23 protein-coding genes and 2 pseudogenes are annotated in these 25,527 nt (G+C 34.8%); 17 read left to right on the top strand and 8 right to left on the bottom strand.

Features of this window, described 5'->3' with window-relative positions; genetic code table 11:
- Positions 1 to 408 precede the first annotated feature (408 nt).
- The gene (locus DM800_RS13775; RefSeq protein WP_147787026.1) at positions 409 to 813 is read right to left on the bottom strand and encodes a DUF3967 domain-containing protein; all 405 of its coding nucleotides are present in this window, start codon (positions 811 to 813) and stop codon (positions 409 to 411) included.
- Between the two features lie 373 nt (positions 814 to 1,186).
- On the opposite strand from DM800_RS13775, the gene DM800_RS13770 reads away from it, so the two are divergent.
- Entirely contained in the window at positions 1,187 to 1,693 is a 507-nt protein-coding gene (locus DM800_RS13770; RefSeq protein WP_147787025.1) for a DUF6241 domain-containing protein, read from the top strand.
- A 49-nt stretch (positions 1,694 to 1,742) separates the two neighbouring features.
- On the opposite strand, the pseudogene DM800_RS29625 reads toward DM800_RS13770, so the two are convergent.
- Positions 1,743 to 2,061, bottom strand: a pseudogene (locus DM800_RS29625) (DDE-type integrase/transposase/recombinase); the annotation flags it as partial.
- Between the two features lie 553 nt (positions 2,062 to 2,614).
- Between DM800_RS29625 and DM800_RS13760 the strand changes: the two are divergent.
- The 5 genes from DM800_RS13760 (at position 2,615) to DM800_RS13740 (ending at position 5,605) form a co-directional block, all read left to right on the top strand.
- Complete coding sequence (locus DM800_RS13760; protein ID WP_000392449.1) at positions 2,615 to 2,875, top strand: BhlA/UviB family holin-like peptide; 261 nt, start codon at positions 2,615 to 2,617, stop codon at positions 2,873 to 2,875.
- A gap of 3 nt (positions 2,876 to 2,878) precedes the next feature.
- Positions 2,879 to 3,934: an N-acetylmuramoyl-L-alanine amidase gene (locus DM800_RS13755; RefSeq protein ID WP_147787024.1), complete on the top strand. Its 1,056-nt coding sequence runs from the start codon at positions 2,879 to 2,881 to the stop codon at positions 3,932 to 3,934.
- A 371-nt stretch (positions 3,935 to 4,305) separates the two neighbouring features.
- Positions 4,306 to 4,899 carry a sigma-70 family RNA polymerase sigma factor gene (locus DM800_RS13750; protein WP_255446989.1) on the top strand — a complete coding sequence of 198 codons (594 nt, stop codon included), beginning with the start codon at positions 4,306 to 4,308 and terminating at the stop codon, positions 4,897 to 4,899.
- A gap of 3 nt (positions 4,900 to 4,902) precedes the next feature.
- Complete coding sequence (locus DM800_RS13745) at positions 4,903 to 5,124, top strand: hypothetical protein (RefSeq protein WP_147787023.1); 222 nt, start codon at positions 4,903 to 4,905, stop codon at positions 5,122 to 5,124.
- Between the two features lie 166 nt (positions 5,125 to 5,290).
- The gene (locus DM800_RS13740) at positions 5,291 to 5,605 is read left to right on the top strand and encodes a hypothetical protein (RefSeq protein WP_255446988.1); all 315 of its coding nucleotides are present in this window, start codon (positions 5,291 to 5,293) and stop codon (positions 5,603 to 5,605) included.
- 145 nt (positions 5,606 to 5,750) lie between these two features.
- Here DM800_RS13740 and DM800_RS13735 read toward each other — a convergent pair whose 3' ends face one another.
- The gene (locus tag DM800_RS13735; protein WP_000578775.1) at positions 5,751 to 6,104 is read right to left on the bottom strand and encodes a helix-turn-helix domain-containing protein; all 354 of its coding nucleotides are present in this window, start codon (positions 6,102 to 6,104) and stop codon (positions 5,751 to 5,753) included.
- Positions 6,105 to 6,973: 869 nt separating this feature from the next.
- Here DM800_RS13735 and DM800_RS13730 point away from each other — a divergent pair.
- Complete coding sequence (locus tag DM800_RS13730; protein ID WP_147787022.1) at positions 6,974 to 9,304, top strand: glycoside hydrolase domain-containing protein; 2,331 nt, start codon at positions 6,974 to 6,976, stop codon at positions 9,302 to 9,304.
- A gap of 120 nt (positions 9,305 to 9,424) precedes the next feature.
- On the opposite strand, the gene DM800_RS13725 is transcribed toward DM800_RS13730, so the two are convergent.
- On the bottom strand, positions 9,425 to 9,964 hold the full coding sequence (locus DM800_RS13725; RefSeq protein ID WP_147787021.1) for a hypothetical protein: 540 nt from the start codon (positions 9,962 to 9,964) through the stop codon (positions 9,425 to 9,427).
- 838 nt (positions 9,965 to 10,802) lie between these two features.
- On the opposite strand from DM800_RS13725, the gene DM800_RS13720 reads away from it, so the two are divergent.
- Together DM800_RS13720 and DM800_RS29910 are read left to right on the top strand one after the other, a co-directional pair.
- The gene (locus tag DM800_RS13720; protein WP_000765897.1) at positions 10,803 to 11,258 is read left to right on the top strand and encodes a DUF5065 family protein; all 456 of its coding nucleotides are present in this window, start codon (positions 10,803 to 10,805) and stop codon (positions 11,256 to 11,258) included.
- 393 nt (positions 11,259 to 11,651) lie between these two features.
- Positions 11,652 to 11,777 carry a DUF5065 family protein gene (locus DM800_RS29910; RefSeq protein WP_147787020.1) on the top strand — a complete coding sequence of 42 codons (126 nt, stop codon included), beginning with the start codon at positions 11,652 to 11,654 and terminating at the stop codon, positions 11,775 to 11,777.
- 266 nt (positions 11,778 to 12,043) lie between these two features.
- On the opposite strand, the gene DM800_RS13710 is transcribed toward DM800_RS29910, so the two are convergent.
- A complete protein-coding gene (locus tag DM800_RS13710; RefSeq protein ID WP_147787019.1) occupies positions 12,044 to 13,366 on the bottom strand; it encodes an MFS transporter in 1,323 nt (440 codons plus the stop codon).
- A 226-nt stretch (positions 13,367 to 13,592) separates the two neighbouring features.
- On the opposite strand from DM800_RS13710, the gene DM800_RS13705 reads away from it, so the two are divergent.
- The 3 genes from DM800_RS13705 to DM800_RS13695 are packed head-to-tail and all read left to right on the top strand — an operon-like array spanning position 13,593 to position 16,841.
- Positions 13,593 to 15,182, top strand: coding sequence for an ATP-binding protein (locus DM800_RS13705; RefSeq protein WP_147787018.1), 1,590 nt, complete (start codon positions 13,593 to 13,595; stop codon positions 15,180 to 15,182).
- 19 nt (positions 15,183 to 15,201) lie between these two features.
- Positions 15,202 to 15,879 carry a response regulator gene (locus DM800_RS13700; protein ID WP_016094655.1) on the top strand — a complete coding sequence of 226 codons (678 nt, stop codon included), beginning with the start codon at positions 15,202 to 15,204 and terminating at the stop codon, positions 15,877 to 15,879.
- Positions 15,876 to 16,841 (top strand): tripartite tricarboxylate transporter substrate binding protein, encoded by a 966-nt coding sequence (locus DM800_RS13695; RefSeq protein ID WP_147787017.1) that lies wholly within the window; start codon positions 15,876 to 15,878, stop codon positions 16,839 to 16,841. Before DM800_RS13700 ends, DM800_RS13695 begins: the two co-directional genes overlap by 4 nt.
- Positions 16,842 to 17,075: 234 nt before the next feature.
- Here the strand turns inward: DM800_RS13695 and dcm are convergent, their stop codons facing one another.
- On the bottom strand, positions 17,076 to 18,470 hold the full coding sequence (gene dcm, locus DM800_RS13690; protein ID WP_147787016.1) for a DNA (cytosine-5-)-methyltransferase: 1,395 nt from the start codon (positions 18,468 to 18,470) through the stop codon (positions 17,076 to 17,078).
- Entirely contained in the window at positions 18,463 to 18,681 is a 219-nt protein-coding gene (locus DM800_RS13685) for a helix-turn-helix domain-containing protein (RefSeq protein WP_101642052.1), read from the bottom strand. Before DM800_RS13685 ends, dcm begins: the two co-directional genes overlap by 8 nt.
- 130 nt (positions 18,682 to 18,811) lie before the next feature.
- On the opposite strand from DM800_RS13685, the gene DM800_RS13680 reads away from it, so the two are divergent.
- The 4 genes and pseudogenes from DM800_RS13680 to dnaB all read left to right on the top strand — a co-directional run bounded on the left by DM800_RS13680 (position 18,812) and on the right by dnaB (position 23,562).
- Complete coding sequence (locus tag DM800_RS13680) at positions 18,812 to 20,431, top strand: MutH/Sau3AI family endonuclease (protein ID WP_179955674.1); 1,620 nt, start codon at positions 18,812 to 18,814, stop codon at positions 20,429 to 20,431.
- Between the two features lie 685 nt (positions 20,432 to 21,116).
- Positions 21,117 to 21,218 (top strand): annotated as a pseudogene (locus tag DM800_RS13675) (nucleoside triphosphate pyrophosphohydrolase); the annotation flags it as partial.
- A 197-nt stretch (positions 21,219 to 21,415) separates the two neighbouring features.
- A complete protein-coding gene (locus tag DM800_RS13670) occupies positions 21,416 to 22,279 on the top strand; it encodes a DnaD domain-containing protein (protein WP_147787014.1) in 864 nt (287 codons plus the stop codon).
- Positions 22,276 to 23,562 carry a replicative DNA helicase gene (gene dnaB / locus DM800_RS13665; RefSeq protein WP_147787013.1) on the top strand — a complete coding sequence of 429 codons (1,287 nt, stop codon included), beginning with the start codon at positions 22,276 to 22,278 and terminating at the stop codon, positions 23,560 to 23,562. Before DM800_RS13670 ends, dnaB begins: the two co-directional genes overlap by 4 nt.
- A gap of 95 nt (positions 23,563 to 23,657) precedes the next feature.
- Here dnaB and DM800_RS13660 read toward each other — a convergent pair whose 3' ends face one another.
- A complete protein-coding gene (locus tag DM800_RS13660) occupies positions 23,658 to 24,443 on the bottom strand; it encodes a TrmB family transcriptional regulator (protein WP_147787012.1) in 786 nt (261 codons plus the stop codon).
- 264 nt (positions 24,444 to 24,707) lie between these two features.
- On the opposite strand from DM800_RS13660, the gene DM800_RS13655 reads away from it, so the two are divergent.
- On the top strand, positions 24,708 to 25,475 hold the full coding sequence (locus tag DM800_RS13655) for a TSUP family transporter (protein WP_147787011.1): 768 nt from the start codon (positions 24,708 to 24,710) through the stop codon (positions 25,473 to 25,475).
- Positions 25,476 to 25,527 lie beyond the last annotated feature (52 nt).

Raw genomic sequence — 25,527 nt, 5'->3', positions numbered from 1 at the left:
GCAATATATATATATATTGCTATACAAAAAATAATATTCATTCCTATTCCAAAACAAGTAGTTTTACTCCGTAATATCTTCATTTTCATTCTCCTTCTAAACACTTTATACATTGTAAATAATACCATTTCAAATTCATTTAATTACTTAAAATCCCCCGATTTTTAAAACCAAAAGAATAACAAGGGAATGCTTATAGACTGATCTATACTGCATTCCCTTATTGTATGTATGCTATATTCTTATTCGCCTTTTCTAACAATAAAACCACAAATCTTGGCGAAGACCTTGGTTTTTGCCCTGTCCTGGGGTCCGTCCTCGCTTTTATTCCACGATTCCCTTGACCGCGAGCCTCCGAACCCCCATCATCAAAGAACTTTCACGGCATAAACGCTATGACTCAGCAAATCACTTCCAAAATTGATACCATTTCTTTTCATTACTTGCCGCAACCATCTGTTTTACTTCTTGAAGTTCTCGCATAACAGTCATAACAGCTTTATCACGATCAGTAACCTGTTGTTTTTCTATAGCATTAGAATGAGTTAATAACTTTTGTTGCGATTCCAATAAGTTTGTTAATTGGGCTATCTGTTCATTTTGATTTTGTAATTGCTTTTGTTGTAATTCTACTGTGTTTTTTAATTCTCTCAATACTTCTTTTAAGAGTAATTTGCAAGCATCTTTCAATGTAACTTGTGGCATACTTTTTAACTCTATTAATCTTTGCAATAACGTAACAGTATAATCATTAAAAATAATTCGTTCCCATTTGTCCGTTTTAAAGGCACAACAGTTATAACCCTCAATTATATTTTTGATATATAAATTATAATATTATTAGGCAAATATTAACACTTAAAATATACTTAAATTGAGAAGCAATCTATTTATTTTTACTGTTTTGGGGGGGGGACCTGTTTTTTTAGTTGATAGCGATGGGGCAAACACTCATTATCTGAATCTGTCCTTATAAATCAATGTTATCAAATTGATTGAAAATATAAGTTTTTTATCGGTAGAAGAGAAAAAAGATGAAAATTATTGTAATGTTCTAGTAAAACATACAAAATATAAAATAGTGGTTAAGTTTATGCTCTAATTACTACAAAGTGCAAATATTAAAGTGCTTTATAGGGGCTATATTGCAAATGGATTGATTTCTTGAAAAGGGGTGATTCAACAAATGAATAGGTGGACAAAGTTTTCAATGATTGTAGTCAGTGTTGTGTTATTTGGTATATTTATAGGATATATGGTGGGAATGTTTTTCAATTCCGGAAGTGATAATAAGCAAGCACAAGAGAAAATCGTTGTTGCCAAAGGTGAGAAAATTGACGATTTAGTTAACTCAGAGGGTGTCATAATCGACTCTATGCACAAAATGTTGCATCAAAAAGTAATAGCTGATACAAAGATTGGGTTTATCGTAATGTCTCCTGAGAATATTAAAAAGCTCCGTCACTTGTTAGATCAAAGTGATAAAATACTCGAAAAAGAAAAATATGTTGAGATTTTAAAGCGTTGGGAAAAAGGAGATTTTTCTCAGGCGGTTGAGGAACATAATTATATGTTGGAGCAAGCAGGTGGGGAAAGTACGGGGAAAGCCAAAAGATTAGCTACTCCAAAAGAAGAAAAAGCATATCTCAAAGAGCAAAGCAAAAAAGAAGGTTCTAGTGCAAAAATAGAATAAAAGATAATAAAGCGTATAGATTCCTAAGGGAATTGTATCTTATGCTGCAAGCCTTTCTTGGAAAGGTCTTAGCAGCCTTCGAAACTCTTGTTTTACTTAGGTGAAAATCGAATGTATTTCCTTTTGGATTAACAGTACGATACAAGTATATCCATTGACCTTTTATTTTGATATATGTTTCATCGACTTCTAGGTATTTGTTTAAGGGAACGTAGGATTATTCATTTATTTTATTGAGGAACGTATGAATGAACATAGTGAGTAATCGTTGTATGAGAAATGGATAAGCCTCGTTCCTCCATCATTTCTACTAAATTAAGAAAAATGGGGTTGTATTGCTGACATCATCTTACTGTTAAATAAATAATATTAGGTCAAAAGGTTTCTATTTGAATACATTTTTCTTTTCCATACTAATCACGCACCTTCTTTAGTTTAGTAGTATCAGTATGTCTTTAATTTTTAGGTTTATTGCAATTGCCATAAAATTTATGCGCCAGAACCTGATAAATAGATGATACACGCATGCTACACTTATGTTACACTGCACTTGATTAATTATTGGTATAATATTAGTGAGTAGGAGTGGATGGGAGAGGGTCAAAAATAAATTTTATTCCAAGTAATGTTAGTAAGTCGGTTAGGATAATGATATATCCTATATTTTTCTAATTTTGTATCTATGAAAAATGTTTTGCTTGTATGTAACGAATACATTTATAAAATAATTGTCTGGATTGTAGAAAGTTAATAGATATTTAATTTTAAATATCGGAAATTAAATGTTGCTAAATAAACAATTAGAAATACTTAAAAAAGCGTTAAAGTAAAATGGGTTTTAAATATTTAACAAAATATTGTTTGAAAAATAGAAGCATATAAGTGCTTCTATTTTTTTATGGAAAAAAGGGGATGAATATAATGGAAGAACAGATTGTAAATATTATGCTATCGCAAGGTGCCTTTGGCGCCTTATTTGTATGGCTGCTATTTTCAACAAGGAAAGAGAGTAAAGAATTATTAGAATCAACACGCCAGGAAAATAAAGGGCGAGAAGAAAGATATCAACAAACAATCACAGAAAATCAAATTGTTATTACTAAACAAGCTGAGGCATTTGGTGCTCTATCTAAAGATGTATCTGAAATTAAACAAATTTTAGGAAAAAAGGGAGATGACTGATTTATGAAAAAATTATCAAGTTTATTTACCCTTGTATTTATCACATGTATGTCTTTAGTAAGTTTTGCTACAGGTGCTTTTGCTGATAGAACTCTTTTTATAGAAGACTTACCGAAAATTCCTTATCGAAATGGTGTTGGTGCATATGAAGGAGTTGTCGCACATAGTACAGCAACACCAGAGGCACCAGCTATTAATATTCAAAAATATGAAACTCGTACATGGCGTTCAGCTTTTGTACATTATGCAGTAGATTGGAATGAAACAATTCAAATTGCGGATACAAAGTATATTGCATACGGTGCAGGTCCAAATGCAAATAGCCGATTTGTACATGTAGAGCTTTGTGAAACTGCTGATTATGATAAATTCAAGCGTTCCTACGATAAATATGTGAAGCTACTTGCGATGATTTTGCGTAATCAGGGATTATCGGTTGAAGAAGGGTTATGGACACATGACGATGTCCGTAGACATCTTGGGGGGACAACGCATGAAGATCCTTTGGATTATTTATTAACACACGGTGTTTCAGAGGCTCAATTTCGTTCTGATGTAAAGTGGGCATACGCTCATTCTAATGGTGAACTTGATGTTAGGAAATCATTGGAAGTAAATGTACCTTCTAGTAATAAGGGTGTATATGTAGAAGGAACGAATATTAATGTACGAAAAGGACCTGGGACAAGCTATTCAGTAATTCGTCAAATAAACAAGCCAGAATCTTATGCTGTATTAAGTGAACAAAATGGATGGTTAAATATTGGAGACAATCAATGGATAAAATATGATCCATCTTATATTAGGCTTGATACAAAGGAGAATGTGAGTGCATCAATTGTAGGACACCGAGTTTTATCTAAGGTAGATAATTTACGCTTCTATAAATCGCCTTCTTGGGAAGATAAAGATGTTGCTGGTGTTGTAAATGTTGGAGAAGGTTTTATTATAGATGCTGAGATTATGGTGAATGGTTCCAAACAATATAAAGTTCATAATAGTAAAAACATGACATTTTATATTACAGCAAGTCCATCTTATATAACAATCAAATACTAATTAAAAAGCAATGTCCCTTGGGCATTGCTTTTGTTTAGTCTGTTATAAGTATTTGAAACGTTTTAAAAACTAGAATTTTATGAATTTCTTAGTTAGGTATTTATTCTTTAAATCTTTTTTCTAATCAACACAAGGAGGAATTCTGTTTGAAACAATTATTTCTAATACTAACAATGGATAAGGAAATAGAAAACAAATTTCGCAAGGAAGTAATGAATATTTTTAAAAAAATATTTTGTACTAAAAATACATTTTAAAAACACTGCTGAGCAGAAAAGAAAAGTGCTTTGTGGTTAATTGCAATTACTTTAGGACCTATGTAAAAACACCTTGTATCCTTAGAGTATTTTTTAATATTAGGAGGTTATTTTTTGAATAACATAGACATAGATCATTTTTATAGCTTATATCAAGAAAAATTAGAAGATCCTATCATGCGGAATTTTCTTAAGGATTCAGATAATTATGGGTTATTTCTTAATGCTATGGAAAAACCAACAAATGATAACAAACAGTTACTAGATAAAGCTTTTAAATCTTATTTTAAAAAAGTAAAAATCATAAGTTATATTAGTAACTTAATTTACTTTTATTCTATAGGGTTTGATAAAAAAGTTTCCATTAATAATAAGAGAAATATATTAAATTTAGATAAACCAATTACTAATGAAGGAGAGAATCATACGACTATTTTAGACTTAATGAGCGATGATTTAACAGACATTACTTATATGCAATTCGAAAAAAAGCAAACGCACTTAAAAGAGCATATAACAGATGAATTACTATACGAGGGTTTAAGTTTATTAAGTAAAAAGCAGTTGGAAATATTAAATTTATACTATGTTCATCAATATAATAATAAACAAATTTCACGAATTCTATCGGTATCAGAGCAGACTATTTCTTATAATCATAAAAAAGCTTTAAAAACACTTAAATCACAATTAATAGGGGTGGAATAATATATGATAGAATTAAAAAATCCAAATTTAAATAGTTGTAATTATGAGGAAATCTTACGGATTTTCAAATTTAAAATTTGTAGCTGTTTACAAAATACGCCCTATCAAGAAAGAGAAGATTTAGAACAAGAAATTAAGATGAAGATATTTGAAAAAGTAGATGTTATTAATGGATTGGAAGTACCTGGTTTTTTTGAGTTTTTAGATTCCAGTACAAATAGTTAAAAGAGAAGAAGAATGGACTGTATTGTATTGATACCCCCTAGCAAAGAGAGTGTTCGTTGATAGGGAAATTTAACATTTATGTATGTGTTATAAAGCTAGGGGGAAAGCGTAGCGAAGAGATTATTATTAATAGTTGGAGTAGCCGCTATCTTATTAGGAGCATGTAGTGAAAATAAACCTACAAAGCAGTACAAAGAACAAAAAAATGGAAACAATCGATGTAAAAGAGTGGTTACAAGAAAATTCTATTCCATTCATTATGAAGGATGTTGCAGATGAATGGAATCTGCAACAGTTTAGAAAATATAATGAATCGATTATTCCGGTGCTAATTATTAAGGACTATAAACAAAAAACAGAAACAAAAGTAATCAGTTTCAATTCTAAAAGTTATGAGAAAATGTTAAAACAAAAAAATAATACCAAATATGCAACATTTAGTATACTGGGCATTACTCAGGAATATACAATTTCAATTTGACATGCTACTTAAAAAATAAAATATGCTGAATTTTTTAAGTGGCATGTTAAAATTTATATTCTATAGTAAAAAAAATAAACTGATGCGTTTCAACATTCGGTTTATCTTTGTTAACTTATTAAACATGAACGAATGAGGTTATTTTTTATTTAGTGTTATTTTTTAATTTTATATAGTTAACATACATTTCTAGTTGTTCCCATGCTTTTTGACGCTCTTCTTTCGGGAGAGTTTCTATTAGCTTTATTATATTATTTCCTTCTTCAGTCACAACCCTAGATTCAAATTCAGTTAATTCCGGGTCATCTGATCTACCTAACAGATAATCAGTTGTAGTGTTGAAAAAATCAGCTATTTTTTCTAATGTTTCACGACCAGGGGCTTTTTTTCCTTTTTCAAAATAAGATATAGCCATTTTGGAAACACCAACAGCAGCACCTAGTTGTTCTTGAGTTATATTTTTTTCTTTTCTTAGTTTTTTTATTATTTCTCCGATCATCATTCAACCTCCTTTATAGAAAGTATCCAGTTCTTAATAAATTATAAAGTAAACAATATGTTTACTACAAGTAATGTTTCTTATTTTATGAAAAAGTATAAATCTCTGATTTACTTGAGTGGAAATAAGAAATAGTATTTTATGAATGTACATAGATGATGATAGATAACTTTTTTCTCAACATACATATTATAGTTGAAATTAATTTTTAACTTGTTACTAGCTCTACAGGTAGTAAGGCACGTATTTAAGAGATCAAACGAAGATTGGAAACATAAAATGGCCACAAAGTTTTTTTAAAAGAATGACTTTGCACTCTTAAGACTTCTCTATTTGTTCAAATAAGAATCCATCGTTTTTCTCTCAGAATCAACAATTGGATATAATAATACAATTTCTCCTGTACTTATACATGCTTTGTCCACACTTCAAGAGTTATTCGTTTGTTTGAGATGGCGTTGGAGTCGTCTATCAAAATCCAGGCTATATAGATGTGCCCGTCACATAGTCATTGTATAGACTCAGAATAATTCTCGTTCTTTCATAATTTCTACAAAATCAAGAAAGCTTAGAGTGTACCTTAGGTGCCCATGTACAGTTAACAAAATGATATCTAATTGTTAATGCCTTCGTTTAAATATAATCTCATTTTTCATATGGACTACGTCCTTTTGTATAAAGGCACCCCCCCTCATGATGTTCAAGTTTATCAGATCAGTCGCATGTTTTTTGGGAGACCAGAATTATTTTTGTTTATTTTAAATTTTTTTTGCTTTTTTTATTTTATTTATTTTACTTTCCTTTCACTTAATAGAGTAAGAGCCTAATTTACATTAAGCTTCATAAAAAAGAAAAAGGGAGAGAATATTATGGATTTAGCGGTATTAGCAGTACAAACATGGGTAAATGATAAGTATGGAAAAGTCGCAGGTTTTCAGCCAGCACCTTTAAATGGTAAAACAGGGTGGTCAACTGTTTATGCTTTAACAAGAGCCCTTCAAATTGAATTGGGTATTACTTCGCTTGCGGATGCATTTGGACCAACTACGGCTTCTAAATATAAACAGTGGGGTGAAATGACTTTAGGAAAAGTTCCTACTGATGCAAAAGGAAAAGCGATTGTTCAAATTTTAAAAGGTGCTATGTATTGTAAAGGATATAGTCCGGGGAAATTTGATGATGTTTTTGATGAGAATACGAAAAATGCAGTTGTAAGTTTGCAAAAGGATGCTGGTCTTCCAATCACTGATGGTAAAGTGTATGACTATATTTTTAAAGCATTCTTAACAATGGATGCGTATCGTCTTACTCCAGGTGGAGATGCGAAAGTACGACAAATTCAACAAGATTTAAATAATAAATATTACAAAACATCTGATGTTCAACCAACGGATGGTCATTATCAGCGAGGTACAAATAAAGCTTTAGTGTATGGTTTACAAACAGAAATGGGAATTGCTGCAGGTTCTCAAACTGGTTCGATTGGTCCTGCGACAAGAGATGGTTTACCTACTTTAAAAGAAGGAAGTTCAAGTAGATTCGTTACATTATTCCAATATGCTTTATATTTTAATGGTTATGATTCTGGTTCATTTTCAACAACATATAATGCAACTATAACAAATAAAGTGAAGGAGTTCCAAAAGTTCACTTTACTTCCTGTTGATGGAATTGCCAATAAAGGAACTTGGTTATCGACATTAGTTAGTACTGGTGATCCTGATCGTCCAGGAACAGCATGTGATTGTAGTACTGAAGTCACGGCTGCTAGGGCTCAAACTTTAAAAAGTCAAGGATATCAAACAGTTGGACGTTATTTAGTGAATGTTGTTCCTGGAGGTAGAAATAAGAAAATTCAAGATGGTGAATTGAAGACAATTTTTGATGCTGGTTTAACGGTATTTCCAATTTATCAAACAATTGGAGATTCTAAGGGATATTTTAGTGCAGATCAAGGAAGAGCTGATGCAGGTGAAGCAACGTTAGCAGCTCGGAAGTATGGATTTAAACCAGGAACAATTATTTATTTTGCTGTAGATTTTGATGCATTAGGTGAGGATATTGATACTCGCGTTGTTCCATACTTTGAAGGGGTTGTAGCTGCTTTAAATCAAATGAGTAAAGGTGAGTATAAAGCTGGTGTTTATGGTCCTCGTGGAGTATGTATAAAAGTTTCTTCAAAAGTTCCAGGAGTGGTATCTAGCTTTGTAAGTGGAATGTCTTCAGGTTATAGTGCTAATTTAGGATATCCGCTACCAAAAAATTGGGCGTTTGATCAAATTAAAGAATATACAATTGGTAGTGGCGCAGGGCTTATTTCGATTGATAAAAATATAAAGTCAGGTCGTGATCAAGGGCAATCTTCTGTCGAACCTAAATCAATTGATCTTCATAGTCTTTTCACGGAGAAATTAGGAAAACTTCATGACCTTGCTATAAAAGACGGAAATACTGTTATACAGGTAAATGATTTATGCTTAGATTACCTTCGCTATGGGCGATACAATGGAACGAATTGGGATTTAGTAGCAGGACCACTTAATGAGGCCTTTATTGCAAAAGCTAAAGCTAACATTGGACCTATTGAAACATTCCCTAATCTTTTAGATTATAAAACAGGAATTGATGTTGATTTACAACATATGGCAGCAACATGTGATTCCGTAGTTACAATGAAACAATTAGGAACTCCGTATCTTTCTGATTTTGCAGGTTGGATGGGAGATTTGTTGACTACAATTACTGATGCTAAAAATGCGGTTGAAAAAGCAAAAAAAGATGGGAAAACTTTGAGTTTTTATGATGCTGCATTTAATGCAATTGGTGCACCAGGGACAAGTTTTTCTTACACAGATTTAGTAGCAGATGTTGACGCATATAATATTGGTAGAATCATTATAAATAGTGGCTATAAGACTTATGTAAAGGATGCAATTCTAAATTATTATAAAAATGATAGTGGAACAAGATTTAATATGTTCTTTAAAGAGAGATTTGGAGGAAGTTTTGAACAGGCGGCTAAAGAGGTTGAATACTTTTTAACTGTGCCACTTAAATTTGACATAGATGCTGATATAATTGTTGCAGCAAGAACACAATTTCTTCGTGCATTTGGTGTTAAACCGTATACTTCAGAAGAGGCTAAAGAAATTGCTCGTGCTTGGAGTAAAAAATTAGCTATATTTCAGGGGAATGAATAAGCATAGTTTATAGAATGAAAATTGTAAGATCTACTCTATTGATATTTTTATATCTGGAGAGTAGATAGTAAATGGTTGAATGTAAAAGGGAGATTTCAAATTGAATTCTCCCTTTACAATTTACTTGAAAAATAATGTCCCCTTATAAGTTTCGATATAGATGCGCCCGTCTTTTTCTTCTTTTATTTTGCTATCAAAATGTTTTATCCAATCAACAATGCCTCGATCACTTTCTATGACATTTTCTCTTACATATAGGTATGAATTAATTGATTTATAAAATGTATAGTTAGTTAAAAGCCTTTGACCAAGAGAAATAGGAATATCTGAATTTGGAGTCTCCTGAATTATATATGGAGATGGGAGAATGTTATTACTGTTAACATATACATAATATTTGGACTGATTAATGGCCCATTTTAGCCATATTATTTGAACTATTATTATAAGTATGGTTACCGTTTTTTGTGTTTTTTTGAAATTTTGTCCTGGAAAAGAGTAGTAGATGAAAATCGGAATAGCAAATAAACCAACCCAAGCTACCCATTTGTCTATTGGTGCACCATTTATCCAGAAGATAAAACCTAAAGCTTTTGTAAATACAAATAAACAAACAAGACTTGTGCAAATTATTGATAAATAGTATGTTTTATTTTTCATGATTTTCTCCCCAAAATATATTTTCATAGAACGAATATAAGAGTATTTTAAAAAGTGTATAGCGTATAGATGTAAAGTCCAAAATAGTAAATTAAATTAAATATTGCAAGCATAACGCGTTGGTACGTTTTACTTTGGAATGCTAAAATGGTTTCTATTTTATATTTATTAAAAATAGAAAGTAAGAAAACAACAACAACCCAAGCTATAAATATACTTATGGTACAAGGATACTATTCTTTACAATTGAATATCTTAAAATTTCTCTACTACTAGCTTTTTTACTTTTAATCTATACGTATTTTTATTGATATATCATAGTCAAGTTATAAAATTACACTACCATGATGTTCTAGTTTATCAAATCAGTTGTGTATTTTTTGGGGGATCAGAATTATTTTTGTTCACCTAAAATTTTTTTGTTTTTTTTTAGTTATTCTCCTTTCCTTTCACTTAATAGAATAAGAGCCTAATTTAATTACAGTAATTAAATTAAGTTCCACTAATAAGCAAAAAGGAGGGATTGTTATGGGTTTAGCGGTGTTAGTCCACTTGTAGATTCATTTGGAGCAACAAATATAAACAGTAGGGTGAAATGACTTTAGGAAAGGTTCCTACTGATAAAAAGGAAAAGCGATTGTTACAATTTTAAAAGATGTTATGTATTATTGCAAAAGGTATAATTCAGGAGAATTACAGCAACGTTAGTATCAGGTGTGAAGAATACCTATATTAACTTTTTAAGGAATATATTTGAAAAATCACAGAAATATTATAATATAAATAAATAGATATATAGATTTTGAAATTATTATATGAATAAATTGGAGGAATAATAATGAAATTAGGTAAATTAGCACTTATCGGAGTATTAACATTTGGTGGATTTACAGCAGTAGAAATGATTAAACCAACTACACAAGCTGCTGCAGCTTACCAAGAGCCTTATACAGAGCCATCTCAAGATTTATGGGGATTCACTAATATTGGACAATTACCTTACGCAGGTACACAAACTTTGCTTGTGAAAAATTCTTATGAATCTGGAGATAGATTTTACTATACGCAAGATACGGTAAAAACAGATGATAAAGCTATTTTAAAAATATACAAAGTACATGCAGATGGTTCAATGCATCGCTATAAAACAATTTATCCAAGTTTTGGTGAACCTGGACATGTATATCCAGTTTGGGCGACTGAATTTACAGATGTCTACACTTCTGGAAAATATGTAGCTGTTTTCCGTGATGGTTCTACATTCGAATATAGTAAGCAATTTCAAGTTAATTAATATTGTATTAAATAATGCAATAGAGACATACCTAAAGTTCTAGAAAATGATATTAGGTAACTCAGGAAAAATAGCTCTTTTTTACTATATCGTTACGCGATGGATTGCTAGGAACGAGAATTCCCCCTAATATCCTCGTCCTGAAATTGGTTATATCATGGTTCAAATACTGCCGTTGTTTATGACGTTGCAAAAGTTATTTAGTCCTACTGAATGTAGGACTTTTTTATTTATCACTTTAGCTAATAAGATTCCTTCCTCAAGGAACGCGAAGTGAGTGGCTGAGAGGTGAATTTGCTTTGGACAAGGGATGGCAGGAAGGTACTCTACGTTGTCTTTTTGTATATATAGTTATAAGCTTTTAGAAATTATGAAACTATATTGGGAGAAACAATGATGAATTTAGGGAAATTAGCATTAATTGAGGCGTTAATACTAGGCGGTTTCACAGGAGTTAGCGCAGTTAATACACAGCCAGCAGTTACGGTATCTGTACAAAAAGCAGTCCAGTCATATTAAATACAATCGTTTCTTCCAACCATTCACCTTACGAGGATTTTCTAAAAATAGGTTAGAAGGGTGTGTAGTTGTATTGCCCATAATTTACGGAAATGGATAAAAACAGCTCAATCAAAAGAAAAAAACATTCATAAGTAGAAAAACAATAGGTTTTCTACTTATGAATGGGCGTTATCCATATAAAAGTAAAAAATAGAAGATAAGTAAGTTAGAATATATTTTCTGTTATGCTTTTCAGATAAACAAAGATTATAGAATACATAATTTTAACTAGATTTATTATTAACTAAATTGTCCCCACCACCAAGCTCCGCCTCAATTTGCGAAGTCTTCGATGACTCATCCATACGCCAATACGTAATAAAGCTTATCGCGATACATCCAGCTACGTAGAAGTAGAATAGTGACTCCATTCCGATGCTCTTTAGCCATAGTGCGATGAACTCAGCTGTTCCGCCGAATATCGCAACGGTTAGTGCATATGGTAAACCTACGCCAAGTGCACGGATTTCAGTTGGGAAGAGTTCTGCTTTTACAATCGCGTTAATGGAAGTGTAGCCAGTAACAATAATGAGTCCGACCATCATGAGTAAAAATGCTACGATTGGTTCTGTCGTTTTTTCTAGGAAGAAGAAGATAGGTGCTGTTAGTAATGTTCCGAGAATACCGAATGCCATTAATAGTGGGCGGCGTCCGATTTTATCGGATAGTAGCCCCGCAATTGGTTGAAGTACGACGAAAATAAGTAGTGCGGCAAAGTTAATCCAGCTTACAACTTCTTTCGGCAGACCGACTGTGTTTACCATGAACTTTTGTAAATATGTTGTGTACGTATAGAATGCGACAGTGCCTCCTAATGTTAGGCCGACTACTGTTAATACTGCTTTCGGGTGTTTCATAAGCGCGCGAACGGTTCCTGCGCTTTCGCGTTTTTGAGACTTTATGTTTGAAAACTGCTCCGATTCATCCATCGTGCGACGAAGCCATAATACAGCTACTGCTCCCATCGCTCCAATAATGAATGGAATACGCCAACCCCAAGCTTTCATATCAGGCTCGCTTAGCAATTGCTGAAGAACAATTTGAACACCTAACGCAACCATTTGCCCAGCAACGAGCGTTACATATTGGAAACTTGAATAAAAACCGCGGCGACCACTACTAGCCATTTCAGATAAATATGTTGCGGAAGTTCCGTACTCTCCGCCAAGTGATAATCCTTGTAGTAAACGGGCAAGAACTAAAATAATGGGTGCCATGATCCCGATGCTTTCGTAACTCGGTGTACAGGCGATAATTAAAGAACCACCGGCCATAACTGTAATCGAAAGCGTTAATGCTGCCCGGCGTCCGTGCCGATCCGCATAGCGTCCCATTAATAAACTGCCGATAGGGCGCATTAGAAATCCAACTGCGAAAATAGCTGCTGTGTTCAGTAACTGACTCGTTGGATCGCCTTTAGGAAAGAACTCTGCTGAGAAGTAAACAGCGAAAGCAGAGTAAACGTACCAGTCGTACCATTCAATTAAATTACCGACGGAACCTTTGAAAATATTGCCGGCGACTCGATTAGATTTTGCTTGAGTCATAATCATTCCTCCTCGTGCTTATAAATAAAATGATAATTATGAAAGCGTGTTCATTATAGTTGAATTGTACTGTCTATAGAACAGAATCTCAATATTATGACAATTTTATTCTTTTTGTACTTTATGTACATGGAGAGTTTTAATAGTTGCTTCATTATTAGTTTTGTCATAATAATAGAAAAAAGGAGATTGATAGTTTTGAATATTTTATCAAAGGATATGAAGTATGAAGAAATCACGCAAAGTGTCATTACAAACGAAAATAGTAAGCTTAATTATTACGTTAATTTTATTTGTCGTTCTCCTATTAGCAGGAATATTTGTTTACATTCAGTCCGTTGATACGAAACGCCAAGTGGAGCAGCTAGCACTGCAAACAGCGAAGTCGCTTTCTTTTATGCCAGCTATAAAAGAAGCTTTTCAAAATAACGAGCATAAAAGTACCATTCAATCCATTGCGGAACAAGTTCGTGAGCAAGCTGGTGCAGATTATGTCATTATAGAAGATCGCTTTGGGGTTATGTATTCCCATTCTAATTCGGAGTTAATTGGCACAAAGAGTAACAATCCATATAACTATGAAGCACTCACTTTTGGTGGCTATTATACGCTCGAAGGAAATGGTGAAAGTGGCTCCGCTTTAATGGCGAAGGCGCCCATTATTGTTCATAACGAAGACTACGATCAAGTTGTAGGTGTTGTGACAGTAGAGTTTTTAATAAAAGGTATCGAATCTAACATACTGAGCAGAACGAAAGAAATTATACTCTTTTCCTTAGCTGTATTAGTAGCCGGCATTGTTGGTGGCATTCTTTTAGCCCGTAGCATTCGTAAAGATACACTCGGTTTAGAGCCGAATGAAATTGCAGCGTTATACCGGGAACGAAGTGCGATACTACTATCTATAAAAGAAGGGATTATCGCCATTGATCAAAATGGTTTTATTACAATGATGAACACCTCGGCAGAAGAAATGCTACACGTAAATGATGATTATATGCAGCAGCATATTTCAAAGGTTCTACCAGAATTTAATATGGAAAGAGTGCTAGAAAATGATCAAGAAATCGCGTTTCAAGATAAAGTGTTTATTTTAAACATGACACCGATACTCGAAAATAATAGTACGGTAGGCGTTGTATGCAGTTTTAGAGATAAAACAGAACTGCAAAACTTAGTGAATACGATATCTGAGGTAAGAAAGTATTCCGAGGACTTGCGTGCTCAAACGCATGAATTTACAAATAAGCTGTTCGTTTTATCTGGCTTATTGCAGTTAGGGCATTACAAAGAAGCGATTGAATTTATCCAACAAGAATCTAATATTCATCGAAGCCAAAACCATATTTTATTCCATCAAATTCATGATGCAAAAGTACAAGCTATTTTATTAGGGAAAATCGGAGCAGCGTCTGAGAAGAAAATTGATTTTTATATTGAAGGAGATAGTGCACTTCATCCATTACCAGATCATATAAAAGTTTCGCACCTCATTACGATACTTGGAAACATAATCGACAATGCATTTGATGCGGTGAGTGAACGAGAGGAAAAGAGTGTTTCCTTCTTTGTTACCGATATTGGACACGATATTGTATTTGAAGTGATAGATAGCGGGATAGGAGTACCGGGAGAGAAAATCGCGACCATTTTTCAAAAAGGATTTTCAACGAAAGGAAATGATCGTGGTTACGGATTAGCAAACGTGAAAGAAATGGTAGATCTACTAGAAGGAACAATTGAAATTCAAAACGAGAAAAATGGGGGAGCTATTTTTACAATTTACCTTCCGAAAACATTGAGAGAAAGTACATGACAAACAGGGGGATGGACATATGTTGAAGGTTGCAATTGCAGAAGATGATTTCCGCGTCGCGCAAATTCAGGAAGAGTTTTTATCAAAAATAAAGGACGTAAAAGTGATCGGAAAAGCATTAAATGCAAAAGAAACGATGGAACTACTACAAAGGGAAGAAATCGATTTGCTTCTATTAGATAATTATTTACCAGATGGAATTGGAACAGACTTATTACCGAAAATCCATGCTGACTTTCCAAACGTTGATGTCATTATGGTTACTGCGGCAAATGAAAACCATATGCTAGAAAAAGCAATTCGAAACGGCGTAAGCAACTACCTTATAAAACCGGTCACGTTAGAAAAATTTGTTCGCACAATTGAAGACTATAAAAGAAAAAAGCAACTATTACATAGTAACAATGAAGTGAATCAAACACTCATCGATAACTTCTTCGGGACTTCGCAAACACAAGACATAAAAAACTTACCGACAGGTGTGGATCCGTTAACACTGCAAAAAGTGAAAGGGATTATAAAAGGATTCGAAGAGGGAATTACAATAGAAGAAATGGGAGAACAAATGGGGGCCTCCAGAACAACCGCAAGAAGATACCTAGAATACTTAGTAGCGACAAACGAATGCACAGTAGAGTACACATACGGCATTATCGGACGACCAGAACGAAAATATCGCATAGGACGAGGACTATGAAAAAACGATTATTACTATGTATATGGATCATGACAGGAGTAATAGCTGGTTGTTCTTCGGAAAAAACTCAAACGAATACAGTAAACATAGACAAAGTAGAAACCGTTGCGCCAAACGTTCAAGGAGCAGGATGGGACTTAACAGCGCGAGCGATGCAAAAAACACTAACAGAAGAAAAAATCTTCACAAAACCAATCACTGTCACAAACAAAGTAGGTGGCAGCGGTGACGTCGGATGGAAATATACGAAACAAAAAGGTGGTCACGTACTGGCGATTAACTCAAGCTTACTCATAACGAACAACCTACTAGGCCACAGTAAACTAACATATAAAGACTTCACACCGCTCGCAACACTCGCATCAGATTGGGAAGTCGTTGTCGTATCAAAAGAATCAAACATAGAAAACGCAAACGAACTAATGGAACAACTCAAACAAGATAAGAAAAACTTCAAAATCGGCGTTGCCCCAGGCCTAGGAAATGACGATCACCTATCCTTCGTACAAGTAAGCAAAGCATTCGGCATAAACCCAGCCGAACTACAATTCTTCGTCTACGAAAACAAAGAAAAAATCATAAACGCCCTAACGAACAAACAAATAGGCGCCGCAACCATGACCCTATCCGAAGCCGAAAAACAATACAAAGCCGGCAAAATAAAAATACTAGCCGTATCCGCACCAAAACGACTAGACCGACTACCAGAAATCCCAACCTGGAAAGAACAAGGAATCGACGTCATATTCCAGCACTGGAAAGGAATTATGGGTCCGAAAGATATGACGGAAGAAGAGGTGGCTTATTGGGATGGTGTTATTAAAAAGATGGTGGAGAGTGATAGTTGGAAGGGGATTTTGAGGGAGCGAGGTTGGGAGAGTTTTTATAAGGGGAGTGGGGAGAGTAGGGGGTTTTTGGAGGAGAGTTATGGTTGGTATGGGGAGATGGTGGGGAAGAAGTAAAGAAGTAAGTATTTAGGTGATAAAGAAAAGATTTAACGTTTCATGTATAATATGAAGAGTAAGCCACCAACAACTATTGAGTTGGAATAATATTGTTACACAACTTAAATTGTAAATGCTTATTTATTAACATTTTTATAAGTAAAATTTTTTAATAACAAAAAGGACTCCATTATGAGTCCTTTTGCTTGTTGTATTTGTGTATTGATTACTTAAAAAACAAATATTATCGACTTAAACTTCTACTGTGTTGTACTCACGTACGATTTCTCCTAACTCAATGCCTATACGTTCAACGATTCCTGTAACTAAGGCATTCCCCATGAAGAATAAACGCATACGGTCTGAAACCTCACGGACATTTTCAAGATTATCTTTTTTGAATTTGGTCCAGTCTGGAGGGAAATCTTGTAATAATTCGGCTTCAATCGGTGTAAGCAGTCGGTATTTCCCATCGATTTTAAGCAAATGTGTTGAACGGTTTACAGAACCTTCACTTGTAAGCATTGTGCGTCCTGGCATATCGAGAGAATCATACGGACTCATTCCACCTTCACTAAAGGTATATTTATGACCGTTATCAGCTACTCGCTCAATTTTTTTAGGACCACGTAAGTATTCAAATTTTTTAAGCTTTGGATCATCATCGTCTAACTGATAATTTAAGATATATTGGCTATACTCTTCGTCACCATGTTTACGCACATAATATTCCTTCGCTTCTCGAACAATTTCACCCAAAGTCTTAGGCTCTTCCTTAACTGATAATGTATCAATTGTGAAGTATTGACCATAACGCATAATACCAGTATTCCAAATAGTACCTGTGAAATTGTCAGAAATGTCTACGATATACTCTTCGTTGAGGATGTCTTTATCAGACAATGTATCTGAGTAGTGACGTTTTTTGTATGCCTCTTGTTCAATTGGAAATTGACGAGCGAACAATCCATCTTGAAAGATGTAGTTATCGAAAGAATTTTCATCACATGTCATGATATTTTGCTCTTTCTTAGGCTTGCCATATTTTTCATCCATCGCCAAGGCAAATGGTGTGTCATTTCGATATACATAAAAGAACACACGGCGGCGACGTTGAGCGCGTCCATATTCTGCAGCGTTAATTACACGCCATTCAACAGAGTAGCCAAGTTGAGCAAATGCACCAAGCATAATCGCGAAGTCTCGTCCACGTTGTGAAGATGGTGATTTTAATAAACGATCAACATTTTCTAGAATCAAATATTCAGGTTTGATATGGTTAACCGCACGAATGATTTCCCAAAAGAGAACACCTTTCTTCCCTTCGATACCCAATTCATGTTTTTTAGAACGAGCAACAGAATAATCTTGGCAAGGGAACCCACCAACTATCATGTTTACACCATGAGCTTTCATTTCCTCGAGATATTTATTTGAGACCTGCATGATATCTTCATTACTGTGTTGAATATGTGGATAATTATAGACACCTACTTCAAATGCATCTTGTGATTTACGAGATGGTTCAAATTGATTAGTGTTTGTTGTTTCAAAGAATGGTTCTTTGAGTGTTAAGTTGGCGTTATCAAGACCTACTACGAAGCCTCCGACCCCGTCAAACATTGAAAATACTTTATACTTAGACATTCACTTTTTCCTCAACTTTCTCAAAGATTTCGTTGTAATCGGTAATTTCCAAGCAGTCCATCACCTTTTCGAGTTGTTCTAAGTTCACCGTAGAACGGATGCCTCGAACCATATCACTAATAGAACTTTCACGAAGCCCACTAGCTTTTGCTAAGTCCTTTTGGCGCATTTCTCTCTCCTTGAGAATTTCATTCAAGCGTAGCTTAATCATACCTTTTGCTCCCCTCAAAAAATACGGGATATTGTATATTGAATTATTATAACCTATGCAGACAAAAAGTTGAAGGTAATTTATAATAAAATTGCACCGAAGATTAAGATTTTCTATTAAGGAGATGGCGATGGAGAAAGAATATAAAACAATTCGAGAAATAAAAGAACGTGGTGAAGCTGCTGTTGGAAAAATGATAAAGGAGCTTGTCACACAGGAGAATATCGATAAGTGGTACGCTAGCCCAAGAAATAAAGGTTGGCTTGGGAATGCAGTTGAAAAAGATTGGTTCGGGCTAGCGAATAACAGTCGACCTGAAGCTGATTTCAATAATCTAGGGGTAGAACTCAAATGTGCTGGGCTTAAATTTTTCAAAAAAGAAAATTCCTGGGGTGCCAAAGAAAGACTAGTTCTTAACATTTTTGATTTTAATGAAGAATATAAGAGAGATTTTCAAAATTCTTCTTTTTTAAAAAAGTCAAAGCTTGTAGAACTCATGTTGTATAAATATAATCCAGATGATGTTTTTCAATTCGAAGAAAAGGAATACCCAATCTATCCAGATTTCTTAATGTCCCATTCTATTCTTTTTAATTTGAACGATTTATTAGATGATGATTGGGCAATCATTGAAAATGATTGGAATATTATAATGGATATGATTCGTCAGGGAAGGGCTGAGGACATTTCCGAAGGTATGACACAATACCTTGGAGCAGTGACAAAAGGAAGTAAAACTGCAGAGAACCAAACAACACAACCATTCAGTGATAAGAAAGCACATAGACGAGCTTTTTCTTTAAGACCAACGTACATGAAGGAAATTACGAAGCGAATTGTACAGGGCGAATTAAAGAGTTCAATTACTTACGATTCTTATCAAAGTGACTATCCTGAATTACATAAAAAAATTGATGTTCAACAGGTTGGTACTCAAGAGCATATCATAAAAGATTTATCCGAGTTAAAACATAAAACGTTTGAACAAATCATTCTCGATCAGTTTAAACCGTTCTGCAATAGTGATAAAAAAGTCTTAGCAGAAAAATTTGGTGTTAGAATCCAAGAAAAGAATGACAAGGCAAGTTCACGGCTAATTGCGCAGAAGATGTTTAATCTAGAAGGTGATTTAGAAGAAACAGATGAGTTTAAGAAGGCTGGAATTGCTGTAAAAACAGTTACCGTAAAATCTAATCAGAGAAAAAAAGCATCTGAAAAAAGAATCACAACTGAAGGATTTAAACTTGAATCGGATGTTAGCTTCATTAAAGATATCAGTAACCTTGATTGGGAAGATACTCGAGTATATGACTATCTTTCCACAACAAAATTCTTATTAGTCGTTTACGAGGAAACACCAGAAGGTGATATATTTAAGGGTGCAAAATTTTGGTATATGCCAGAAGACGAACTCATGGGTACAGTCAAAAAAACATGGGAAACAATTAAACAAACCCTCATTAATGGTGTTGAGTTAACGTTTAAACGTGTTTCTAATAAGAAGGGTTACAAAATAGAAAACAATCTGCCGAGCCAAGTGAGTGGTCCTCAAATTCTTCACATTCGCCCTTCAGCTGCCCAGTCAGATTATCATGAAAGTAAAAATTCAGATTGGCTTCCCCGTCCTGCAATTTGGAAGAATAGACCTGAGGATATGAAAGATATTTTGACAGATAATTATATGGTTAAGCAAGCCCTGTGGTTAAATAAAGATTATATGTACCAACAAGTAAAAGAATTTTTTGAATGAGATTACTTGATTTGTACTAATATACTGATTTCAGAAACCAATAAAGAATCAAAAAGTACATAGTAGAGAAACGATGTGGCGATAAATACATTAAGTGGTTGTTAGCTAATAGTTGACAACTTAAACTTATGAAACTTGCAAAAGTTATAAAAGACGTGATACTTAAAAAGGTTAGTAGATATACCGAAATATTTTATAAGCTAAGCTGGGATTGCAACTCAGTTTATTTTTTAAAAAGGATGATATAGTCATATTTAAGATGATGGTAGAGTAACTATTGCTTATGTACTTAACAAAGATATGGCTTTATTGTACAAAAAAGAATTTCCTAATGAGAAGATTGATGAAGTAAATAATAGTAAGGAACAATAACTCTTAAAAACTATCCAAATTATTAAATTTGGATAGTTTTTTTGTGAAAAGAAATAAAAAAAGATTTTAATTGATTCTACTCTTCTTAAAGATGATTAAAGAATATTTAAGAATCTTAAAATATGATTGAGGTAATCTAAATGAAAACTAAAGAAGTATTAGGAATTATCAAACGTGTAAAGAAAAAATTTCCATAGAGTAACTAAAATTTACAAATCAAAATACTGTAAGTATAACTTCTTCTATTAAGTTCCTATCAGCAAAAACTTTATTCATTCTATTTTCGGTAACTTTATGGAATCTTTCTCTCATAGGCATAACACTAGAAGAAATCAACAACATCCGAAAAAAGAAAGCAGAAGAAAGAGGTGGCTTCTCAGATCGAGTCTTCCTAATCGAAGTAACCGATAACTAGCCCCTCCTAAGCCCCTTACAAGCCCCTACCAAGTAATAAATCACTAAGAAAAAACACAACAAAACAAAAACACCAACAAACACCGTAGTAGGAGTCGAAAAAAATTTTGAAATAACACGCCAAAAACCCGGTCCTCCTTCCTATATATAGTACAAAGAGGAAATTTTCATTTTTGAATTAGGACGGGAGGAATTTGGATGGCGGTGTATCGTACTGTGCAGGTGAATTTTTGGCAGGATGATTTTGTTTTGGATTTGACGCCGGAGGAGCGGTATTTTTATGTTTATTTGTTAACTTGTTCGAAGACGACGCAGTGTGGGATTTTTCCTTTTCCGAAGCGGTTAGCTGAGATGGAGACTGGTTATAATCGGGAGACTGTTGATAAGCTTGTGCAGCGCTTTGTTGATTATGGAAAGATTCTGTATGATGCGGATACACGGGAGTTATTTGTTTTAAATTGGCTTCGTTATAATCCTGTGACGAATACGAATGTGGAGAAGTGTGTGCTTCGTGAGCTTAAGGGTGTGAAGAATAAGGAGTTTGTACATATGTTTCTTCAGAAGTGCGTAGAGGAGGAGCTGAATGTTCCGATGCTTTTAGCGCATTTCGGTATGCCTGGTGAATTGGCTGTGGATGATGTTGAGCCGATTTGTGAGGAGACAGAAGAGGAAGAAGAGGTTGTAGAGGAAGAAACGGGAAGTCGCGTGTTTTCTTTTTATGAGCAACATTTTGGTAGCTTGTCTCCGCATACTGTGGAGGAACTGAGTGCGTGGATGGAAGATTTGTCAGAGGAGCTTGTGCTGAAGGCTCTTCAAATTGCGTTTGAGAATAATAAGCGGACGATTGCTTATGTGAAGGGGATTTTGAGAGGGTGGCACGGGAAAGGATTTACGAAAGTGTCTGAGGTTGAGGCGGATACGACTCAGTTTCGGAAGAAGGAGTCGTCTGTTAGTACGGGGGAGACGGAGGAGTTTTTGGCGAGGTGTGAGGAGTGGGAGAAGAGTGCGCCGTCTGAGGAAGAGTTGCAGCGCTTTTTAGCGGAGCGCGGGTGGCGTCCATGAGTATTCAAAATGTGGAGGCGGAAAAGACGGTGTTAGGTTCTCTATTACTTGATGGAGAGCTTATTAAGGAGTGCCGTTTGACGGAGCGGTATTTTTCTCTGTCAGTGCACAAGTCTATATTTCAGTTAATGCGAAAAATGGAAGAAGAGGGGCAACCGATTGATCTTGTGACGTTCATTTCTAGGGTAGATCCGAAGTTTTTAGAGGGGATCGGGGGAATGGAGTATTTTATAGGATTAATGGATGGTGTACCTACAACTGCCAATTTCTCTTATTATGAGGGGCTTGTTCGAGGTGCCTGGAAAATGTATCAGGCAGGTGTTCTCGGGCACAAGATGGGAGAGCGCCTTATTGCGGAGAAGAATGAAAAAATTATTGGTGAGACGATTACGGCACTTTGTGAGTTAGAGGAAAAGGACTGTGTATGTGAGTTTGATTTGAAGGATGCGCTAGTTGATTTGTATGAAGAGCTGCATCAAGATGTAAAAGAGATTACGGGTATTGAGACTGGTTATACATCGCTAAATAAAATGACGTGCGGATTGCAGGAAGGTGATTTTGTCGTTCTTGGCGCGCGTCCTTCTATGGGGAAAACTGCGTTTGCGCTAAATGTTGGACTGCATGCGGCGAAGTCTGGAGCGACGGTTGGATTGTTTTCGTTAGAGATGAGTAGCAAGCAATTGTTAAAAAGGATGGCGTCTTGCGTAGGGGAAGTGTCAGGAGGCAGACTGAAAAATCCGAAGCACCGTTTTGCGATGGAAGATTGGGAAAAGGTAAGTAAGGCGTTTGCAGAGATTGGTGAACTGCCATTTGAGATTTACGACAATGCAGGCGTTACGGTGCAAGATATTTGGATGCAAACTCGTAAGTTAAAGAGGAAGCACGGTGATAAAAAGATTTTAATTATTGTAGATTACTTGCAGCTTATTATGGGCGATTCAAAGCATAAGGGTAATCGATTTCAGGAGATTAGTGAAATTTCGCGTAAGCTTAAAGTATTAGCACGTGAGTTAAATGTTTGTGTAGTAGCATTGTCACAATTGTCTCGTTCGGTAGAAGCACGTCAAGATAAGCGACCTCTTTTATCTGATTTAAGAGAGACAGGACAAATTGAGCAAGATGCGGATGTCATTATGCTTATGTATCGAGAGGATTATTATGATAAGGAAGCGGTGCAGAAAGAGATGACAGAGATTCATGTGGCGAAGCACCGGAATGGGCCTGTGGGGAGTTTTAAGTTGAGATTTTTGAAGGAGTTTGGGCGGTTTGTGGAGGGGAAATAGTTGAAAGACTTGAGTATGACTTTGCAAATAAAATAAAGCATAAGTGTTACATTTCATTAACTTATGCTTTATTTTTGATTCTTTGAATATGTTTCTTATTTTCCCATAAAGAAAGATCTTCTCTCTGCAGTAATCCATTGCTGCAAATCATCTTGGCTACGTCGGACAAGTCGGTTCACTAAAACATCATGCCATACATAATCCTCTAATAGGTATATATGAACCGGATCATCTGTATAAAAAGCAACATTACGCTCTTCAATTGATGGTCCATAAATCATCTCTTTAGAATCTATCGATAAAATAAACCAATGTTCTGTAGAGAGGGTTTCTGTATAAGGTGTGATACGATGAGCTTCTAGATTTTTAATTGGATTTTCAACATGTAAGGTAATACCTTGTACTGAAACTGTATCAGCTACCGCAGATAGTTCCTCTTTTAACGCTTCATACATCTCATCCCACATTGAAATGACAATACGTTGTTCTGCTTTTTTTATTAATGCCTGACAATAGCTAATGATTGTTTTGTTGTCTTTTAAAGTAATCACTCGATTATCCGTTTTTTCCTCAGAAGTTTCGAGTTTTTTTAATGAATCACTGATTCCTTCATAAGTAGACTGCCATTCTGATTGAGCTTTCTGTAAAAAGATTTCAACAGGTAGAGGTGAATAGCGAGTGGTGTCATTTATTTCTTCCTTCATGACAATTCCTTTTTCTACAAGGTTACCCAAAATCTCATAAATTCGCGCTCTTGGGACACTTGAATCCTTACTTACTTGGTAGGCTGTAGCAGGCCCCTGTTTCACAAGAGATACATAAGATTTAGCTTCATATTCATTAAAACCAATTTTTTTAAGCTGTTGTACTATGTAGTCCACTTTTTCGTCCTCCGATGTTTGCTTTTATCCCGCTATTTGCCGGGCAGTAAGACCCCACCTCAAAATTCAGCGGAAGCAAAGAAGTTAGGTGGGGGTCGGGCTGCCCGTAAAAGCCCGATTGGTGAGGGCTGATAATCAGTGGGGGATGAACAAAACCCCCCACTGATTAAAGTTTCACTTTATATTTCAACGTTACAATAACTCTTTACATTTAGCAAATTGATAGTTACTATTACAATAGTGACTAAAGGGGAGGCTACTAGTATGGATTTGTATTTAGACCCATCTATATTAATTATTTTGATTGTTTTTGGATTTGTGGCTGCATTTATTGATTCAGTTGTAGGTGGTGGTGGGCTGATTGCTTTACCCGCTTTATTATTTACAGGGCTGAATCCAGCAAGTGCAGTAGCCACGAATAAATTAGCATCAACAATGGGGAGTGCAACTAGTAATATTGTGTTTTATCGTTCTGGTAATCTTGATTTGAAATCGGCGTTTAAGTTATTTCCACTCACTTTCATAGGTTCCGTAATAGGGGCATGGACCGTTCATTTAATGAACCCAGAAGTACTGAAGCCATTGATGCTGATTATGCTTGGTGCGGTTGCTATTTATACGATATTCAAAAAGGATTGGGGTAGTATTTCCACCCATAAGAAATTGTCTGGTCAACACGTCATTATTTTTACTTTTTTTGTTTTTACTATTGGTTTTTATGATGGATTTCTAGGCCCTGGAACAGGTTCGTTTTTAATGTTTTCTCTTTTATTTATCGGGTATGATTTTTTAAAAGCAGCAGGTAATGCGAAGCTTCTTAATTTAGGAAGTAATGTTGGGGCATTGTTGATGTTTATGTATGTAGGGCAAGTAAACTATGCGTATGGTTTTATAATGGGGATTGCTCAAATTGCTGGAGGGATTGTTGGTTCCCAATTTGCTATAAAAAAAGGAAGTGGGTATGTTCGTGCTCTTTTCATTACAGTAACTTGTTTATTGTTAGCGAAAAATCTGTATGACTATGTGCAGTAAGTAATGTAGAAAAGGTTAACTATGCAGGCTACATAAATATAATAATTCCTTG

The sequence above is a fragment of the Bacillus sp. AY18-3 genome (genome assembly GCF_008042305.1).
Taxonomy (GTDB): domain Bacteria; phylum Bacillota; class Bacilli; order Bacillales; family Bacillaceae_G; genus Bacillus_A; species Bacillus_A wiedmannii.
Note: the sequence above shows the minus strand (reverse complement) of the source record. Positions and strands in the feature narration are given on the sequence as shown.

Excerpts from the sequence above, each read along its gene's own strand:
- DM800_RS13730 (WP_147787022.1), top strand. The coding sequence starts at position 6,974 with ATGGATTTAGCGGTATTAGCAGTACAAACATGGGTAAATGATAAGTAT.
- DM800_RS13670 (WP_147787014.1), top strand. The coding sequence starts at position 21,416 with ATGGCGGTGTATCGTACTGTGCAGGTGAATTTTTGGCAGGATGATTTT.
- dnaB (WP_147787013.1), top strand. The coding sequence starts at position 22,276 with ATGAGTATTCAAAATGTGGAGGCGGAAAAGACGGTGTTAGGTTCTCTA.
- DM800_RS13745 (WP_147787023.1), top strand. The coding sequence starts at position 4,903 with ATGATAGAATTAAAAAATCCAAATTTAAATAGTTGTAATTATGAGGAA.
- DM800_RS13770 (WP_147787025.1), top strand. The coding sequence starts at position 1,187 with ATGAATAGGTGGACAAAGTTTTCAATGATTGTAGTCAGTGTTGTGTTA.
- DM800_RS13695 (WP_147787017.1), top strand. The coding sequence starts at position 15,876 with ATGAAAAAACGATTATTACTATGTATATGGATCATGACAGGAGTAATA.
- DM800_RS29910 (WP_147787020.1), top strand. The coding sequence starts at position 11,652 with ATGATGAATTTAGGGAAATTAGCATTAATTGAGGCGTTAATACTAGGC.
- DM800_RS13710 (WP_147787019.1), bottom strand. The coding sequence starts at position 13,366 with ATGACTCAAGCAAAATCTAATCGAGTCGCCGGCAATATTTTCAAAGGT.
- DM800_RS13705 (WP_147787018.1), top strand. The coding sequence starts at position 13,593 with ATGAAGAAATCACGCAAAGTGTCATTACAAACGAAAATAGTAAGCTTA.
- DM800_RS13755 (WP_147787024.1), top strand. The coding sequence starts at position 2,879 with ATGAAAAAATTATCAAGTTTATTTACCCTTGTATTTATCACATGTATG.
- dcm (WP_147787016.1), bottom strand. The coding sequence starts at position 18,470 with ATGTCTAAGTATAAAGTATTTTCAATGTTTGACGGGGTCGGAGGCTTC.
- DM800_RS13655 (WP_147787011.1), top strand. The coding sequence starts at position 24,708 with ATGGATTTGTATTTAGACCCATCTATATTAATTATTTTGATTGTTTTT.
- DM800_RS13735 (WP_000578775.1), bottom strand. The coding sequence starts at position 6,104 with ATGATCGGAGAAATAATAAAAAAACTAAGAAAAGAAAAAAATATAACT.
- DM800_RS13685 (WP_101642052.1), bottom strand. The coding sequence starts at position 18,681 with ATGATTAAGCTACGCTTGAATGAAATTCTCAAGGAGAGAGAAATGCGC.
- DM800_RS13700 (WP_016094655.1), top strand. The coding sequence starts at position 15,202 with ATGTTGAAGGTTGCAATTGCAGAAGATGATTTCCGCGTCGCGCAAATT.
- DM800_RS13725 (WP_147787021.1), bottom strand. The coding sequence starts at position 9,964 with ATGAAAAATAAAACATACTATTTATCAATAATTTGCACAAGTCTTGTT.
- DM800_RS13680 (WP_179955674.1), top strand. The coding sequence starts at position 18,812 with ATGGAGAAAGAATATAAAACAATTCGAGAAATAAAAGAACGTGGTGAA.
- DM800_RS13720 (WP_000765897.1), top strand. The coding sequence starts at position 10,803 with ATGAAATTAGGTAAATTAGCACTTATCGGAGTATTAACATTTGGTGGA.
- DM800_RS13760 (WP_000392449.1), top strand. The coding sequence starts at position 2,615 with ATGGAAGAACAGATTGTAAATATTATGCTATCGCAAGGTGCCTTTGGC.